General features: G+C 71.4%; 17 protein-coding genes. 10 read left to right on the top strand and 7 right to left on the bottom strand.

Annotated features, from left to right (window positions below):
* Nucleotides 1–87: 87 nt before the first annotated feature.
* The 3 genes from ORG17_RS15605 to ORG17_RS15595 are packed head-to-tail and all read right to left on the bottom strand — an operon-like array spanning nt 88 to nt 3,653.
* Nucleotides 88–2,103 (bottom strand): serine/threonine-protein kinase, encoded by a 2,016-nt coding sequence (locus tag ORG17_RS15605; RefSeq protein WP_214526277.1) that lies wholly within the window; start codon nt 2,101–2,103, stop codon nt 88–90.
* Between the two features lie 48 nt (nt 2,104–2,151).
* Nucleotides 2,152–2,970, bottom strand: a complete 819-nt coding sequence (gene mshD, locus ORG17_RS15600) for a mycothiol synthase (protein ID WP_214522061.1) — start codon at nt 2,968–2,970, stop codon at nt 2,152–2,154.
* Nucleotides 2,970–3,653: a response regulator transcription factor gene (locus ORG17_RS15595; protein WP_017888078.1), complete on the bottom strand. Its 684-nt coding sequence runs from the start codon at nt 3,651–3,653 to the stop codon at nt 2,970–2,972. Before ORG17_RS15595 ends, mshD begins: the two co-directional genes overlap by 1 nt.
* Before the next feature lie 178 nt (nt 3,654–3,831).
* On the opposite strand from ORG17_RS15595, the gene ORG17_RS15590 reads away from it, so the two are divergent.
* From ORG17_RS15590 to ygfZ, 3 genes are all read left to right on the top strand, one after another.
* Nucleotides 3,832–4,113, top strand: coding sequence for a hypothetical protein (locus tag ORG17_RS15590; RefSeq protein WP_128780538.1), 282 nt, complete (start codon nt 3,832–3,834; stop codon nt 4,111–4,113).
* Between the two features lie 136 nt (nt 4,114–4,249).
* A complete protein-coding gene (locus tag ORG17_RS15585; protein ID WP_027466617.1) occupies nt 4,250–4,852 on the top strand; it encodes a heme-binding beta-barrel domain-containing protein in 603 nt (200 codons plus the stop codon).
* Nucleotides 4,852–5,934, top strand: a complete 1,083-nt coding sequence (gene ygfZ, locus ORG17_RS15580) for a CAF17-like 4Fe-4S cluster assembly/insertion protein YgfZ (protein ID WP_214526278.1) — start codon at nt 4,852–4,854, stop codon at nt 5,932–5,934. The genes ORG17_RS15585 and ygfZ overlap by 1 nt, the downstream gene beginning before the upstream one ends.
* Nucleotides 5,935–6,030: 96 nt before the next feature.
* Here ygfZ and ORG17_RS15575 read toward each other — a convergent pair whose 3' ends face one another.
* A complete protein-coding gene (locus ORG17_RS15575; protein WP_214526279.1) occupies nt 6,031–6,804 on the bottom strand; it encodes a class I SAM-dependent methyltransferase in 774 nt (257 codons plus the stop codon).
* Between the two features lie 44 nt (nt 6,805–6,848).
* Here ORG17_RS15575 and ORG17_RS15570 point away from each other — a divergent pair, with 44 nt between their 5' ends.
* On the top strand, nt 6,849–7,595 hold the full coding sequence (locus ORG17_RS15570; protein WP_071244006.1) for a phosphoglyceromutase: 747 nt from the start codon (nt 6,849–6,851) through the stop codon (nt 7,593–7,595).
* Nucleotides 7,596–7,778: 183 nt separating this feature from the next.
* Here the strand turns inward: ORG17_RS15570 and ORG17_RS15565 are convergent, their stop codons facing one another.
* Both ORG17_RS15565 and phoU read right to left on the bottom strand, forming a co-directional pair.
* Entirely contained in the window at nt 7,779–8,327 is a 549-nt protein-coding gene (locus ORG17_RS15565; protein WP_214526280.1) for an AAA family ATPase, read from the bottom strand.
* Nucleotides 8,328–8,396: 69 nt separating this feature from the next.
* The gene (gene phoU, locus ORG17_RS15560; RefSeq protein WP_027466613.1) at nt 8,397–9,065 is read right to left on the bottom strand and encodes a phosphate signaling complex protein PhoU; all 669 of its coding nucleotides are present in this window, start codon (nt 9,063–9,065) and stop codon (nt 8,397–8,399) included.
* A gap of 146 nt (nt 9,066–9,211) precedes the next feature.
* Between phoU and ORG17_RS15555 the strand changes: the two genes are divergently transcribed.
* Nucleotides 9,212–10,378, top strand: a complete 1,167-nt coding sequence (locus ORG17_RS15555) for a sensor histidine kinase (RefSeq protein ID WP_027466612.1) — start codon at nt 9,212–9,214, stop codon at nt 10,376–10,378.
* Nucleotides 10,375–11,055 (top strand): response regulator transcription factor, encoded by a 681-nt coding sequence (locus ORG17_RS15550; protein ID WP_027466611.1) that lies wholly within the window; start codon nt 10,375–10,377, stop codon nt 11,053–11,055. The genes ORG17_RS15555 and ORG17_RS15550 overlap by 4 nt, the downstream gene beginning before the upstream one ends.
* 96 nt (nt 11,056–11,151) lie before the next feature.
* Here ORG17_RS15550 and ORG17_RS15545 read toward each other — a convergent pair whose 3' ends face one another.
* The gene (locus tag ORG17_RS15545) at nt 11,152–11,808 is read right to left on the bottom strand and encodes a hypothetical protein (RefSeq protein WP_155896892.1); all 657 of its coding nucleotides are present in this window, start codon (nt 11,806–11,808) and stop codon (nt 11,152–11,154) included.
* 141 nt (nt 11,809–11,949) lie between these two features.
* Between ORG17_RS15545 and ORG17_RS15540 the strand changes: the two genes are divergently transcribed.
* Genes ORG17_RS15540 through rlmB form a run of 4 tightly spaced genes read left to right on the top strand, consistent with a single transcriptional unit; the run spans nt 11,950 to nt 16,171 of the window.
* Nucleotides 11,950–12,432 (top strand): CarD family transcriptional regulator, encoded by a 483-nt coding sequence (locus ORG17_RS15540; RefSeq protein ID WP_017888066.1) that lies wholly within the window; start codon nt 11,950–11,952, stop codon nt 12,430–12,432.
* A 16-nt stretch (nt 12,433–12,448) separates the two neighbouring features.
* Nucleotides 12,449–13,690, top strand: a complete 1,242-nt coding sequence (ispD, locus tag ORG17_RS15535; RefSeq protein ID WP_250892141.1) for a 2-C-methyl-D-erythritol 4-phosphate cytidylyltransferase — start codon at nt 12,449–12,451, stop codon at nt 13,688–13,690.
* 32 nt (nt 13,691–13,722) lie between these two features.
* On the top strand, nt 13,723–15,132 hold the full coding sequence (cysS, locus tag ORG17_RS15530; RefSeq protein ID WP_214526282.1) for a cysteine--tRNA ligase: 1,410 nt from the start codon (nt 13,723–13,725) through the stop codon (nt 15,130–15,132).
* Between the two features lie 28 nt (nt 15,133–15,160).
* A complete protein-coding gene (gene rlmB, locus ORG17_RS15525) occupies nt 15,161–16,171 on the top strand; it encodes a 23S rRNA (guanosine(2251)-2'-O)-methyltransferase RlmB (RefSeq protein WP_027466607.1) in 1,011 nt (336 codons plus the stop codon).
* Nucleotides 16,172–16,388 lie beyond the last annotated feature (217 nt).

Raw genomic sequence — 16,388 nt, 5'->3', positions numbered from 1 at the left:
TGGAGGCCCGTGGCGACGCCGCCACGGGCCTCCAGTCCGTCTGCTGGTCGCGCTCAGTCGTGCGATGGACGCGCGTGGCAGACGCGCTCAGTCGCGCGTCGTGATCCCGAAGGGCGAGCTCTCGAGGTTCGTGAAGTTCCCCACCGTCGCCCGGACGGTGCACGACGGGGCGACGGAGAGTGCGGTGACCACGAGCCCGTCGGATGACACGGCCAACGCGCCCGAGCAGCCGTCGGCGAACCGTACTCCGGACTCCCCGCCGGCCACGTCGACGAGCATCTGCGACGGGCGCCCGCTGCTCGGACTGCGGTAGAGCGGGTTGAGCTCGTCGGCACCGTTCGGCCAGACCGGCACCAGGGTCACCGGCAGCGCCGTCTGGCTGACCGTCCGGTCGGGCGTCCGGACCTCGACACCCTGCAGCCGCTGGACGGGGTAGGCCGTCCCGCGCACGGTGTCGTCGGTCACGGCTGCGGTCGTCGCCTCGCCGACGCCGTCGAGCCAGGTCTGCAGCGCTGCACCGTCCTCGACGGCGAGTGGCACCGAGGCCTCCACGGTGACGTCTCCGCCGGCGGGGACCTCGACGCCGGACAGGCTCCACGCGCACGCGGTGTCCACGCCGGTCAGTGACGGCTGGTTGCGCTTCGCGGTGATGCCCTCGCCGGACCAGGTGACCGCGGGGCAGGAGGCTCCCGAGCGGGCACCCGGCAGCACCGCGAGGAACGGTCCGCTGAGGGTGGCCGCCTGTGCCGCGTACGTGACGCGCAGGTCCACGGTGCCCTTCGCCGGGTCGACGGTGGCGCGCCGTGTGGTCGCCAGTCCGGTGGGCAGTGGCCGGTCCTGCTGGTAGGCGTTGGCGGCCTGTGCGGTCGCGGTCCCGGTGCCCGGCGTCTTCCGGAGGGCCCCTGGCAGCCACACGACGCCACCGACGACCAGCGCGGCGACGAGCACGACGCCGATGCCGCCGAACAGGAGTGCACGGTCGGTCAGCCACTCGGGGCGGGCGAACCGACGCGTCGGTTCGGGCTCAGCGGCCGGTGCGGCGGGCAGTGGCTGCCGCGCCATCGGCCGGATGACGGTCTGCGACCCGGCGGGGCCGAGCTCCGGGGCCGGCCCGACGACCGCGGCGTCGTCCCCGGTGGCGGTGGTCCGGGATCCCGCCGCGTCGTCGGGACGGACCCCACGGACGACGGTCGCCGGACGCTCGACCTCGTCGAACGAGTCCGGGTCGCTGGAGGCGACCAGTGCGGGTGCCGAGGCGAGGGACCGTGCGAGTCGACGGAGGGTCCCCGCCGCGTGGGCCGCCGACGGCCGCGCGTTCGGGTCCTTCGCGAGCAGGGCGGACACCGCGGCCCACAGGGCGTCGGGCACGTCGAGCGGGGGCGGGTTCGAGGTGACGTGGCGGTAGGCGACGGCGAAGTCCGTGCCCGGTCCGGCGAACGGTGTGCGACCGGACAGCAGCTCGTACAGCATGACCCCGGCACCGTAGACGTCGGCGGCCGGACCCGAGCGTCCGTGACTGATCGACTCGGGTGCCATGTACTGCGGCGTGCCGAGGAGCCCGGTGGTCGTGCGTTCACGTTCGGCGACGACCGACGCGATCCCGAAGTCGGTGACCCGGACAGCGCCGGTGGCACCGGGGACCCACGCGGTCTGGAGCAGGACGTTGTCGGGCTTCACGTCACGGTGGGTGACGTCCTGCTCGTGCGCCGCGGTGAGTGCGTCGAGGGTCTCGGCGGTGATCGTCAGGGCGTCCCGCGGGAGGAGCGGACCGTTCGACGCGAGCAGGTCGCGGGCGGACCCGCCCGGCACCAGGTCCATGACGATCGCGAGCCGGTCACCCTCGACGACCAGGTCGCGGACGCGCACGATGGACGGGTGCTGCAGGGCGAGGAGGACCGAGCGTTCGCGGACGAAGCGCTCGACGATCTGCGGGTCGGCGGCGAGTTCGGCACGCAGGAGCTTGGCCGCGAAGGCCTCGCCGGTCGCGGAGTGCTCGACTAGCCAGACCTCTCCGGTGGCGCCGGTCCCGAGGAGCTCGACCAGTCGGTAAGACGCACCGAGCGGTTCGCCCTGGCCGTACTGCCCTTGACGGTCCTGCGCCACGCGTTCCCCGATCCCCCCGATGGCCGACCCCTCGCCGACCACGCAATGTTACCGGCCGGCGGCCTGCTCCGGCGCCGCGTACTGCACGTCGATCGCGTGCTGCGTGAACCCCGACCGCCGGTACAGCGCCAGCGCCGGCTCGTTGTCCCCCTCGACGTAGAGTGCGGCGGCGGTCAGGCCGCGGCCCCGCAGCCGAGCGGTCCCGGCACGCATGAGCACACCGCCGAGTCGCTGCCCCTGCAGGTCGGGCCGCACGGCGACGGCGTAGAACTCGCCGATGCCGTCCTCGACCTTGAGCCAGCACGAGCCCGCGAGCTGCCCGGAGGCGTCGCGGAGCAGCAGCAGGTCCTCGCCTGCGAACCAGTCGTCGGCCTCGCGTGCGTGCAGGTCGTCGAGCGTCATCCGACCCTGCTCGGGGTGGTGGGCGAAGGCGGCGGCGTTCAGCGCGAGCCAGTCGGTCTCGTCGTCGGTGCCGGGGCGGAACGCCGACAGGGAGTAGCCGTCTGGCAGCGCCACGTCGACATCGGACTCGGCGACGGGTGCCCGGAGCTGCAGCAGCGTGCGGACCGCGCGCCAGCCGAACCGGTCGGCCAGCGCACGCGCTGCCGGGTGGTCCCCGTGCGCCCACGCGAGCCGGGGAGCGGCCCCGCCGCCCAGCGCGAGTGCCTGCGACACCAGGGCCGTGCCGATGCCCCGGCCACGGGCCTCCTGGGCGACGACGAGTTCCAGCTCGCCGTCACGGACCACCGCGACCCCGTGGTCGACGGTCAGGACGGTCGCGCGCCCCGCGCGGACGTCGACCAGGGTCTGGTCGGAGAACGGGGGAGCCTCGCCGGGGGCGACGAAGCTGCCGAGATCGGGGAGCACTACTGCCCCATCAGGCGCTCGGCCTCGTCGTCGTAGACGTTGAAGCGGTACCCGACGTTGCGGACGGTGCCGATGAGCGACTCGAGGTCGCCGAGCTTGGCGCGCAGCCGTCGGACGTGCACGTCGACCGTGCGGGTGCCACCGAAGTAGTCGTAGCCCCAGACCTCGCTGAGCAGCTGCTCGCGGGTGAAGACGCGTGACGGGTGGGTGGCGAAGAAGCGCAGGAGCTCGAACTCCTTGAACGTCAGGTCGAGCGGCCGGCCGCGCACCTTGGCGGAGTAGCTGGCCTCGTCGATGACGACACCGGACGCCTGGATCTTCGAGCTCGTCTGGCCCTTCGCCGCACGACCGGCCGACAGCCGGATGCGGGCGTCGATCTCGGCCGGGCCGGCGCTCTCGAGCACGACGTCGTCGACGTTCCAGTCGCTGTTCACCGCGGTCAGCCCGCCCTCGGTGACGACGAGCACGATCGGTGTGGTCGAACCCGACGACGCGAGGATCTTGCACAGGGCCTTGGCGCTGACCAGGTCGGTGCGGGCGTCCACGAACATCAGGTCGCTCTGCGGGGCGTTGACCAGCTGCGCGGCCTCGGCCGGCACGTGGCGGATCCGGTGGCTCAGGAGGCCCAGGCTCGGCAGGACGTCTCCGGGCGCGGTCGAGGTGAGTACCAGGAGCTGTGCCACAGGACCTCCGGAGGTGGATGACGTCGTGGAGACATCCTAGTGATGCTCGGGAAGGACTCATCCGGCCGGACGGATTGCGCGTCGTCCCGCACCCCGCGGTGTGAGCACCGCACCCCACGGTGCACGCATCGCACCGCGCAGTGCATGCGTTCCGCACGTCCCTGACATGATGGAGCGCGTGACCGAGCCCGTGCACCCCACCGACCAGCGTCGCCTGCGGCTGACGTCCGTCCTGCCGGTCTGGGTGCTGGCGGTCGTCGGGGCCGTGCTCGTGCTGACCGTGGCCGAGCGCGACGCCTTCGCCTGGCTGCTGCTCGTCTTCGTCGCCTGCGTGATGGTCAGCTTCGTGTTGCAGCTCATCACCGCCACGAAGGACGGTCTGGTCGAACGGATCAGCATCGCGTCGTCCGGGGCGTTCGTCGTGGTCCTCGTCACCGCGGTGGTGCTCCTGGCGCGTTGAGCCGAGCCGCGTAGACTCCGAGCATGGATTCGCTGCTTGCGCTCGAGCTCTTCTACGTCGGCCTCCTCGGCCTGGCGTCGCTCGCGATCGCGTTCATCTCGGTGGTCGTCGTCGTGAAGCTGTTCAAGGGCCAGCGTTGATCGAGCTGCCCGAGGGCCTCGCCCCCGAACTGGTCCCGCTGTCGTGGCTGGTCGGCGTGTGGGAGGGCACCGGTGTGGTCGAGTACCCGGTCGGTGACGACGACGAGGTCCGGAACTACGAGTTCGGCCAGCGCGTCAGCTTCAGCCACGACGGCTTGCCGTACCTGAACTACTCGTCCACCACCTGGCTACTCGACGACGACCACACCCCGCTCGCCGCCGAGATGGGCTACTGGCGGATCGACCGTCCGACCGAGCCCGGCGACCGCGGCCCCGCGATGCTCCTGGGCGACGGGCCCACGCCCTTCAGCACGGTCGAGAGCGTCGAAGCGCTCCGCAACACCACGGACGGCTTCGACGTCGAGGCCGCGATCATCCACCCGACGGGCGTCAACGAGCTCTACGTCGGCCGTGTGCTGAAGGGCCGGATCGACCTGTCGACCGACGCCGTGCTGCGCTCGCCGAACGCGAAGGACTACTCCGCCGCGACCCGCCTGTACGGACTGGTCGAGGGCAAGCTCTTCTGGGCGTGGGACATCGCCGCGCTCGGTCGCGAACTCACCTCGCACGCCTCGGGGCAGCTCGCGAAGGTCGACTGATGTCGGTGTTCGCCGCGCGTGACGGCTTCGTCGCCGCCGACTCCGTCGCCGCGCACTTCGGCAACCCGATCGGGGAGCAGCGCCTGCTGACCCGGGGGCGTGCCGTCGTCGAGCTCGGACTCGGTGTCGTCACCGTCACCGGACCGGACCGGCTGTCGTGGCTCAACTCGATCACCTCGCAGCAGCTCACCGGGTTGCCGACCGGCGTCAGCACCGAGACGCTCGTGCTCGACCAGGCCGGACGCGTCGAGCACGCGGCCCGCGTCGTCGACGACGGTGCGACGGCCTGGCTGCTCACCGAGCGCGCTGACGCCGCGCCGCTCGCCGGGTGGCTCGACTCGATGCGCTTCATGCTCCGGGTCGAGGTCGCCGACCGCTCCGCCGACTTCGTCACCCTCGGCTGCTTCGGGGCGGACGCCCCGTTCGCGTCCGTCGAACTGCCGGAACCGCCCGTCGCCGAGTGGGTCGACCCGTGGGGCGCCGTCACGCCGGGCGGGTGGGGCTACGCCGATCAGGAGGCCCACCCCGGCTCCGGCTGGACCCTCCGCATCGCCGTGGTCACCCCCGGCACCGCGACCGCGATCGCCGGGTCGCACGTGCCCGTCGCGGGGCTGCTCGCGTACGAGGCGCTGCGGATCGCCGCGTGGCGCCCGACCCTGTCCGACGTGGACGAGCGGACGATCCCGCACGAGCTCGACTGGCTCCGCTCCGGCGTGCACCTGTCGAAGGGCTGCTACCGCGGGCAGGAGACCGTCGCCAAGGTCCACAACCTCGGGCACCCGCCGCGACGAGCCGTGCTGCTGCACCTCGACGGGTCCGACGGCGTGCTGCCGGCGCCCGGCACGCCGGTGCTGCTCGACGACAAGCCCGTCGGCCGGCTGTCGGCGTCGGCGATCCACCACGAGCTCGGTCCGATCGGACTCGCCGTGGTGAAGCGCTCGCTCGACCCCACCGCGACCCTGCGGCTCGAGGCCGACGACGTCGTGGTGACCGCGGCGCAGGAGACCATCGTCCCGCCCGAGGCCGGTGCCACGGCGAACGTCCCGCGCCTGCCCCGCCTCGGAGCCGTCAAGCGCTCCTAGCCTGCGCGCTGAGGGTCGCACGACACCGGTGTTCGCCGGTCGCACCGCGGTTCGCGGGTGTTCGGAGCGCGAACACCGGTGTCCTGCATCGCGGCGTCAGGCGGGCTCGACGGCCGACCACGGGACGCTGAGCTCACCGAGCCGCCAGCGCGTCACCCCGTGCAGCACCGGCCAGCCGCGGTCACGCATCCCGCGCGCGGTGGCGAGCCACCGCTGCCGGGGCCCGTACGTGCCGAGCGGTGCGGCGACCGCCCACGACAGGTCGAGGTCCCGCAGGAACGCGTGCACCCGTTCGCCGGGCACGTTGCGGTGGATCAGCGCCTTCGGCAGGCGCTCGGCGACGATCGAAGGCACGTCGAGCCCGGCGAGCCGGAGCGACACCGTGAAGGTCTGCGGCGCGACGTCGTCGAGCGTCACCCACGAGGCCACCCGACCGACCTCGTTGCAGGTCCCCTCGACGAGCGCACCGCCGGGCTGCAGCCGGTCCTGCATGATCCGCCACGACCCGACCACCGCGGACTCGTCGTACTGCCGCAGCACGTTGAAGGCCCGGATGACGGCGGGCCGGCGCTGCCCGGGCGTCGGCGTCTCGAAGCCCCCCAGTCGGAACGTGACGCCGTCGCGGGCCCCGGCGTTCGCGAGCGCGACCCGCGACGGCTCGATCTCGATGCCCGTCACCTCGACGTCGGGTCGGACGGCGGCCAGCCGGTCGCGCAGTTCGAGGGTGGTGGTCGGTGATGCCCCGTAGCCGACGTCGGCGACGAGCGGGTCGTCCGTCCGGCGCAGCACCGGCAGGGTCGCGATCCACCGGTCGACGCGGCGGAGCCGGTTGTACCCGGTCGTCCCGCGCGTCACGTTCCCGATGGGCATGCGTCAAGGGTACGGGGCCGGTACCGCTCGGTAGACTCGGAACCATGACCTCCACGCTCGTCCTGCTCCGTCACGGCAACAGTGACTGGAACCAGAAGAACCTGTTCACCGGTTGGGTCGACGTCCGGCTCAGCGAGCTGGGCGAGAAGGAGGCGAAGCGCGCCGGCGACCTCATCGCCGAGTCCGGCATCGTCCCCGACGTCCTGTACACCTCGCTCCTGACCCGTGCGATCCAGACGGCGGACATCGCGCTGCTGCAGGCCGACCTGGCCTGGCTGCCGGTGAAGCGCGACTGGCGCCTCAACGAGCGCCACTACGGCGACCTGCAGGGCAAGGACAAGGCCCAGACCCTGGCCGAGTACGGCGAGCAGCAGTTCATGGAGTGGCGCCGTTCGTTCGACGTCCCGCCGCCCCCCATCGCCGACGACGCCGAGTGGTCGCAGTTCGGTGACCGTCGCTACGCCGAGCTCGGCGACCAGCTGCCCCGCACCGAGTCGCTCAAGCTCGTGATCGACCGTCTGCTGCCGTACTGGGAGTCCGACATCACGAAGGACCTCGCCGCCGGCAAGACCGTGCTGGTGACGGCCCACGGCAACTCGCTGCGTGCGCTCGTGAAGCACCTCGACGGCATCTCCGACGACGACATCGCCGGCCTGAACATCCCGACGGGCATCCCGCTGGTGTACGAGCTCGACGACGACTTCACGCCGACGAAGCCCGCGTACTACCTGGACCCCGAGGCCGCCGCAGCCGGCGCCGCCGCCGTGGCCGCCCAGGGCGCCAAGAAGTAGCACCCACGCAGAACGCCCCGTCCGGCATCCGGGCGGGGCGTTCGTGCGTGTGCCGGGCTTCGCGAAGGCGACAGTGGGCCGCCGACGTTCCGCCGACTCCTGTCGCTCTGCCAGGAGGAACGGATCGCCCCGTCGACGACCTGTCGCTTCGGCAGCACGGTCGGCTCGACGAGCCGTGGCTGGTCAGACGAAGTGCGACGCGATCTCCAGCACCAGGGCCCCGACGTCGTACGGCTTCGTCGTGTCGACCCGGATCACCGGGACGCCGGGCAGCCCGACGGGCCGGGCGTCGTCGCCGTGCTCGTCCCAGAAGGCCAGCACGTCGGCCAGGTCCCCGTGCACCTCGTGCCGCACCGGCACGGTGCCCGGTTCGTACCGGTCGCGCAGCCGCTGCTCGGCGGTGGCGCGGTCCGTGTCGCACCACACCTCGACAGCGCGAGGCGACCCGGCGGACGCGAGTCCGGCCTCCAGGAGGTCCCGGTCACGCGACGGCAGCCAGACGGCGTCGAGGACGACCCCGTTCTCGACGGCCCGCGCCATGGACCACATCGTGTCCATCGCGATGCCGCCGAGCGGCCGCGAGGCGATCATCGGGCCGACGACGTCGGCGAGGGGCTCCTTGATGCGGTCCTTCGACAGGAACGGGCAGCCGAGCACCTCGGCGAGTGCCGTGCCGATGCTGCTCTTGCCGGAACCGGGCATGCCGTTGACGATGATCGCGACCTGGGCCATGCCACGATCCTCGCAGACCGATCGGGCCGGGTCAGACCGATCGGGCCGGGTCAGACCGATCGAGCCGGGTCAGACCGCCGCGGTCGAGGTGGACGCACCGGTCCAGTCGCCGGTCGCCAGGTACTCGACCTTCTTGGCGATCGAGACCGCGTGGTCGGCGAAGCGCTCGTGGTAGCGGGAGGCCAGGGTGGCGTCGACGGTGTCGATCGGACCGCCCTTCCAGGCCTCGCCGAGCACGAAGTCGAAGACGCTGGCGTGCAGCTCGTCGACGGCGTCGTCCTCGTCGCGGATCTCGGCCGACAGCGCGATGTCCTCGGTGGCGAGCAGTCGCGTGAGCTTCTGCGCCATCGCGACGTCGTGCCGGCCCATCTCCTTGAACGTGCTGCGCAAGCCCTTCGGCACGACCTTCTCGGGGAAGCGCTGGCGGGCGAGCTGCGCGATGTGCTCGGCCATGTCGCCCATGCGCTCGAGCGAGGAGCTGACGCGCAGGGCGGTGACGACGACGCGCAGGTCGCGGGCCACCGGCGCCTGACGGGCGAGGATGTCGATCGCGATCTCGTCGAGGCTGTTCGCGGCGAGGTCGATCTTCTCGTCGTCGGCGATCACCTCTTCGGCGAGGGCGACGTCGGAGTCGCTGAAGGCCTGGGTGGCTCGGGTGATGGCGGACTCGACGAGCCCGGCGATCTCGGTCAGTCGCTCCTGGACGTCCTGGAGTTCCTGCTGGAAGACTTCGCGCATGGGGGAGTACCTCTCTCTGCGTACCGGACGAGTGTCGTCAGCCCAGGTGAACGAACGGTGACGCGGGGCTGAACGCTTCGCGTTCTGGCCTTCCGCAGACGGTGAACGGTACCGGAACCCCGCATGACCATCCCTACACTGGCGGCATGGACAACGCGTGGCTCGTGCCACTGTCGATGCTCCTCGGCGGGGTCTTCGGCGCGGGCGTCGTGGTGCTGATCATCACCGCCGAGCGGACGGCTCGTGCTGCCGACGTGGCGGAGCGGACCCTGCCGGACGGCGTCGCAGCGGTCATCGCGACGATGCACAACCCGGCGGTCGTCATCGACCCGTCGAACACCGTCGTCGCGGCATCCCCCCAGGCCCTCACTGCGGGGCTCGTCGTGCGCCGACGCCTGGTGCACCACGAACTGCTCGAGCTCATCGACCGGGTGCGCAAGAGCGGGGAGATGGGGTCGGAGGACCTCGAGCTGCCGCGCGGCCGCCACGGGGAGCTCATCGGCTACCTCAGCTTCCGTGCCGCCCAGCTCGGCAACCGGTACGTCCTGCTCACGGCCGACGACCTGACCGAGAGCCGGCGCATCGACGAGGTCCGGCGCGACTTCGTCGCCAACATCTCGCACGAACTGAAGACGCCGATCGGCGCGATCGGCCTGCTGTCCGAGACCCTCGTCCTCGCCGCCGACGACCCCGCGCACGTGAAGAAGTTCGCCGCGCAGCTGATCACCGAGTCCGAGCGGCTCGGGGCGCTGACGAAGGACATCATCGAGCTGTCCCGGCTGCAGTCCGTCGACGCGCTCGAGAACAGCGAGGAGACCGGCATCGACAAGATCGTGCAGGCCGCGATCGACGCGAACGAGGTCGTCGCCCGCGCCCGCTCGATCGAGATCATCCGCGCCAAGAAGTCGAAGCTGCGGGTGATGGGCGATCGCGGGCTGCTGCAGGTCGCGGTGTCGAACCTCATCGCCAACGCGGTGAAGTACTCGCCGGACAACACCCGCGTCGGTGTCGGCGTGCGGTCGTCGAAGGGCTTCGTCGAGATCGCGATCACCGACCAGGGCGTCGGCATCCCCGAGGCCGACCTCGACCGCGTCTTCGAACGGTTCTACCGTGTCGATCCCGCACGGTCGCGCGCCACCGGGGGCACCGGCCTCGGGCTCGCGATCGTCAAGCACGTCGTCAGCAACCACGGTGGTGACGTGCGCGTCTGGTCGCAGCCCGGCAAGGGCTCGACCTTCACCATCCGTCTGCCCGAGGCAGATCCCGAACTGACCACAGCACTCGAAGAGCAACTGGAAGAGCAGCCATCGTGACCAAGATCCTCATCGTCGACGACGAGCCGGCCCTGAGCGAGCCCCTGGAGTTCCTGCTGCAGCGTGAGGGGTACGAGACCTCCGTCGCTGCCGACGGCGTGACCGCGCTGTCGAAGTTCGACGCGGAGAACCCCGACCTGGTGCTCCTCGACCTCATGCTGCCGGGCCTGAGCGGCACCGAGGTGTGCCGGCAGATCCGGACCCGGTCGAACGCGCCGATCATCATGCTGACCGCGAAGGACTCGGAGGTGGACATCGTCGTCGGGCTCGAGCTCGGCGCCGACGACTACGTGACGAAGCCGTACTCGACCCGGGAGCTCCTGGCCCGGATCCGTGCCGTGCTCCGTCGCCGGACCGAGGACGACCCGGCGGACAGCGGGATCCTGCAGGTCGGCGGCATCCGGATGGACGTCGAGCGGCACACGGTGTCGGTCGACGGGTCCGAGACCCCGATGCCGCTCAAGGAGTTCGAGCTCCTCGAACTGCTGCTCCGGAACGCCGGCCGTGTGCTGACCCGCGGGCAGCTCATCGACCGTGTGTGGGGTTCCGACTACTTCGGCGACACCAAGACCCTCGACGTGCACATCAAGCGCATCCGCTCGAAGATCGAGCGGGTCCCGTCGACCCCCGAGATCCTGGTGACGGTCCGCGGCCTCGGCTACCGCATCGAGGCCTGAGGCGGACGGACAGGAGGCCCGGTGCGAGTCCCAGGGACTCGCACCGGGCCTCCTGTGCGAACGATCCGGGCGCGGTGTCAGCCGCGCCCGTCGGCGTCAGTTGGTGCCGTTGTCGCCCTCGGACGAATCCGTCTGCGAGTCGGTGGGCTGCGTGCCGGGGACGGCCTCGCCGGTCGACTGTGCGCCGCTCTCGGACGGCGACGTCGAGGTGGGCGTCGGGGTCGGGCTCGGCGCGAGGGTCTGGTACTCCTCCTGCGAGCTCGTCAGCACCGGCACGTTCGCCGAGACGCCCTCGGCGTCGGGGTAGCTGAAGTAGACCTTGACGAGCGAACCGGGCTTCGCGTCCGCGTTGTCGAACACGATCGGCTCGGCGTCACCGGCGGTGGTGCCCTGCGTGGTGTCGCCCTCTTGCACGCTCGACTCGTCGTCGCTGCCCGCACCCGCGGCCATGGCGAGGTCGACGTGGGTGTTCGCCGGCACGTCGACGGTCTGGGTGTCGCCGCCGATCTCGATCGAGACGGTGTAGTCGTCCTGGTCGTCGTTGTTCACGAGCGTGCCGATGAAGCGGGCGCTCTCACCGTCGTCCGAGATCAGGAGGGCGTTCCGCACGTCGACCTTGCCGGTCGAGACGTCCACGCCGTCGGTGATCTGCTTGATGTCGACGGTGTGGGCCGGCGACATGAACTCGCACCCGGTGGCGCCGAGCGCGATGGTTGCCGCAACGGCGACGGACACGAGTACCCGAGGTCGCAAGAGATTCCTCCGTAAGTCACGATGAGGACCGGGCGGTCCCCGCGCCCATCCTAGCGATCACCGGGAGGGGTGAGCGTTGAGGGTCCCCTTACCGGAACGGCCCCTGTGGTAAACTGGATGTCTGGGAACGGAGCCTGATACATGCAATTCGAGGTCGGCGAGACCGTCGTCTACCCCCATCACGGGGCGGCAACCATCTCTGAAGTCAAGACTCGCGTCATCAAGGGCGAGGAGAAGGTCTACCTGAAACTGCGGGTGACGCAGGGTGACCTGACGATCGAGGTCCCGGCGGACAACGTCGACCTGGTCGGCGTCCGCGACGTGATCGGCAAGGAAGGACTCGACAAGGTGTTCGAGGTCCTCCGGGCGCCGTTCACGGAAGAGCCCACCAACTGGTCACGCCGCTACAAGGCGAACCTCGAGAAGCTCGCTTCCGGTGACGTCATCAAGGTGTCCGAGGTCGTCCGCGACCTCTGGCGGCGCGATCAGGACCGCGGGCTCTCCGCGGGTGAGAAGCGGATGCTGGCCAAGGCCCGGCAGATCCTGATCTCCGAGCTCGCGCTGGCCGAGAAGACCGACGAGGACAAGGCATCGACCGTCCTCGACGAGGTCCTGGCTTCCTGAGCCTGACGACAGCGCACTGAACACGACAGCACGAACGACGACCGCACGGTTCCCCGAAGGGGTGGACCGGGCGGTCGTCGTCGTTGCGGCCGGCTCCGGCACCCGGCTCGGCATCGAGACCGCGAAGGCGTTCGTGCCCGTGGCCGGTTCGCTCATGCTCGCGCGGGCGCTCGAACCCCTGTTCGCCTTGCCGTCACCGACGCTCGTCGTCGTGGTCGCACCGGCGTCGCACCTGGACGAGTGCCGGCAGGTGGTCGGTTCGGTCGCGGGTGCTGCGGTCGCGTACACGGCCGTCGTCGCCGGAGGCACGGATCGCCATGGTTCGGTCGAGGCCGGCCTGGCGGTCCTGCCGGACTCCGTCGACACGGTGCTCGTGCACGACGCGGCGCGGTGCCTCACGCCCGCGGCACAGTTCTCGCGGGTGTTCGACGCCGTCGCCGCCGGTGACGGTGCGGGCGTCGTGCCGGCGCTCCCCGTCACGGACACGGTGAAGCGGGTCGACGGTGACGTCGTCGTCGAGAGCGTCGACCGTGCGGCGCTCGTCGGGGTGCAGACGCCGCAGGGCTTCCCGCTCGCGGCACTCCGGCGGGCGTACGCGGTGTCGTCGCAGTCCGAGACGGACGACGCGGGGGTGTTCCAGGCCGTCGGGGGCACCGTCCGGTTCGTGCCGGGGGACGCCGACGCCTTCAAGATCACGACGCCGTGGGACCTCGGCCGGGCCGAGTCGATCGTGCGGGCGCGGACCGAGGCGAATGGTGGTGCCGGTGCGGGGACGCCCGACGCCGTCGTCGCGGTCCGGCTCGGGCTCGGGGTCGACGTGCACGCCTTCGACGACGCCTCGCCCTGCCGCGTCGGGCTGCTCGACTTCCCCGGCGAACCCGGCCTCTCCGGGCACAGCGACGGCGACGCGGTGGCGCACGCGGTGTGCGACGCCCTGCTCTCCGCCGGGGGCCTCGGCGACATCGGCGGACGCTTCGGCACCGCTGATCCGCAGTACGCCGGCGCCACGGGCGACGTCTTCGTCCGCGGTGCGGTCGCGCTGCTCGCGGACGCCGGGCTCGTGCCGGTGTCCGTCACCGTGCAGGTCATCGGCAACCGGCCGCGCATCGGACGTCGCCGCGACGAGATGCAGGACGCCCTGTCCGCGGTCGTCGGTGCGCCCGTCGCCGTGTCCGGCACGACGACCGACGGCCTCGGCTTCACCGGCCGTGGCGAGGGGCTCGCGGCGATCGCCACGGCACTCGTGCGTCCCTCCTGAAACCGCGGCCCCGCGCCGATTAGGGTTGAGGCGTGACCGTTCGCCTCTACGACTCCCGCGCCGCAGCCGTCGTCGACCTCGTGCCCCTGGTCGACGGACACGTGAGCGTCTACGTCTGTGGTCCGACGGTGCAGTCGTCGCCGCACATCGGGCACCTGCGGTCCGCGCTCGTCTACGACATCTGGCGCCGGTGGCTCACCCACCGCGGGTACCGGGTGACCCTGGTGCGCAACGTCACCGACATCGACGACAAGGTCCTCGACCTGGCTGCCGGCACGGACGAGGAGTGGTTCGCCCGCGCCTACCGGGTCGAGCTCGAGTTCACCGCCGCGTACAGCGCCCTCGGCATCCTGCCCCCGACGTACGAGCCGCGGGCCACCGCGAGCGTGCCGCAGATGCACGAGATCATCCAGCGCCTGATCGACCGCGGGCACGCCTACGCCGCCGACGACGGCTCGGGTGACGTCTACTTCGACACCGGCAGCTGGTCCGACTACGGGGTGCTCACCCGGCAGCGGCGCGAGGACATGGTCGAGGCCGCCGACGCCGACCCGCGTGGCAAGCGCGACGCCCGTGACTTCGCGCTCTGGAAGGGTGCGAAGCCCGGCGAGCCGTCGACGGCCAACTGGGACTCCCCGTGGGGTGCCGGCCGCCCGGGCTGGCACATCGAGTGCTCGGCGATGTCCCGTCGGTACCTCGGCCCGGCGTTCGACATCCACGGCGGCGGGCTCGACCTGCGCTTCCCGCACCACGAGAACGAGCTGGCGCAGTCCACGGCCGCCGGGGACCCGTTCGCGTCGTACTGGCTGCACAACGGCCTGGTGACGGTCGAGGGTCAGAAGATGTCGAAGTCGCTCGGCAACTCGATCTTCGCTGCGGACTTCCTCGGATCCGCTCGTCCCGCCGTCGTCCGCTACTTCCTCGGTGCCGCCCACTACCGCTCGTCGATCGACCACCACGAGGGTTCCCTGGCCGAGGCCGAGGCCGCGTACGACCGCATCGCCGGGTTCCTCGAGCGCGCCGAGACCCGACTCGAGGGCGTCCACCTCGCCGACGCCCCGGCCGTGCCCGAAGCCTTCGCCGCGGCCATGGACGACGACCTCTCCGTGCCCCAGGCCCTGGCCGTGCTGCACGAGACCGTGCGCACCGGCAACGCCGCCCTGGACGCCGACGATGCGGAAACGCTCGGGACCGCGTACCATCAGGTGGCTGCGATGGTGGAGGTGCTCGGCATCGACCCGCGAGCCGCCCACTGGTCGGGCGGCGGCCACGACACCTCGGCAGGCCCGCTCGCCGCCCTCGTCGAACGCCTCGTGCAGGAGCGCGCGGACGCCAGGGCAGCACGGGACTTCACCGCGGCCGACCGCGTGCGCGACGACCTCGCCGCCGCGGGCATCACGATCGAGGACACGCCGTCCGGAACACGCTGGAGCATCGCCTGAACACGGCAGTGCCGAACAGGAGCTACGCATGAAGAACGTCTCGGGAAGCAAGAAGGGTCGGCCCGGCGCCGTCCGCACCGGTCGCAAGGGCAACAAGCAGGTCGGGTCCGGCGGACAGGGCGCCCAGGCGCTCGAGGGCCGCAAGCCGACCCCGAAGGCCGAGGACCGCCCGTACCACCCCGCCGGCAAGCGCAAGGCCGCGAAGGACCGCTTCGAGGCGGCCAAGGGTCGTCACGGTTCCTCGAGCACCCCGCAGGGTCGCACGGGCCGTCCGCCGGCACGCAAGACCGACGACTCCGAGCTGGTGACCGGGCGCAACTCCGTGCTCGAGGCCCTGCGGACGAAGACCCCGTCGTCGACGCTCTACATCGCGTCGCGCATCGAGGTCGACGACCGCGTGAAGGAGATCCTCGCGCTCGCCAACCACCGTGGCGTGCCGATCATCGAGCTCATGCGCCCCGAGCTCGACCGCATCACCGGACACGACAGCGTGCACCAGGGCGTCGCCCTCAAGGTGCCGGCGTACCAGTACGCCGTGTCCGAGGACATCGTCGAGCAGGCGTTCTCGCGCGACCAGGTCCCGCTGCTCGTCGCGCTCGACGGCATCACGGACCCCCGCAACCTCGGTGCGATCATCCGCTCGACCGCGGCCTTCGGCGGACACGGCGTCATCGTGCCGCAGCGTCGTTCGGTCGGCGTGACGGCGTCGGCGTGGAAGACCTCGGCCGGTGCGGCGGCACGCACGCCCGTCGCGATGGCCCCGAACCTCACGCAGACCCTGAAGTCGCTGAAGTCGATGGGCCTGTTCGTCCTCGGCCTGGACGGCGACGGTGACGTGGAGCTCGACGGCCTCGAGCTCGCCGACCGTCCGATCGTGATCGTCGTCGGTTCCGAGGGCAAGGGCCTGTCGCGCCTGGTCACCGAGACCTGTGACGCGATCGTGTCGATCCCGATCTCGAGCGCCACCGAGTCCCTGAACGCCGGCATCGCCGCGAGCGTCACCCTGTGGGAGGTCGCGCGGCGCCGTCGCACCGCGTAGTCACAGCACTTCGTGCGCAGGAATGGTCGCCTCCCCGAGCGGGAGGCGACCATTCCTGCTCACGGTGCTGGCTGGGGCGGGCTCGAAGGGTCAGGACACGTCGGCTGGTGCCTGCCGCGCGGTCACGCGTCGTCGCTGCGCGACGCGGCAGGTGACGGTCCGTGACCGCTCGACGTCCGACGTCACCACCGGCGGGGTGTCGTGACCGCTCGACGTC

Origin of the sequence: Curtobacterium flaccumfaciens pv. betae, assembly GCF_026241855.1 — a bacterium.
GTDB lineage: Bacteria > Actinomycetota > Actinomycetes > Actinomycetales > Microbacteriaceae > Curtobacterium > Curtobacterium flaccumfaciens.
This window is presented reverse-complemented; position numbering and strand designations above follow the sequence as displayed.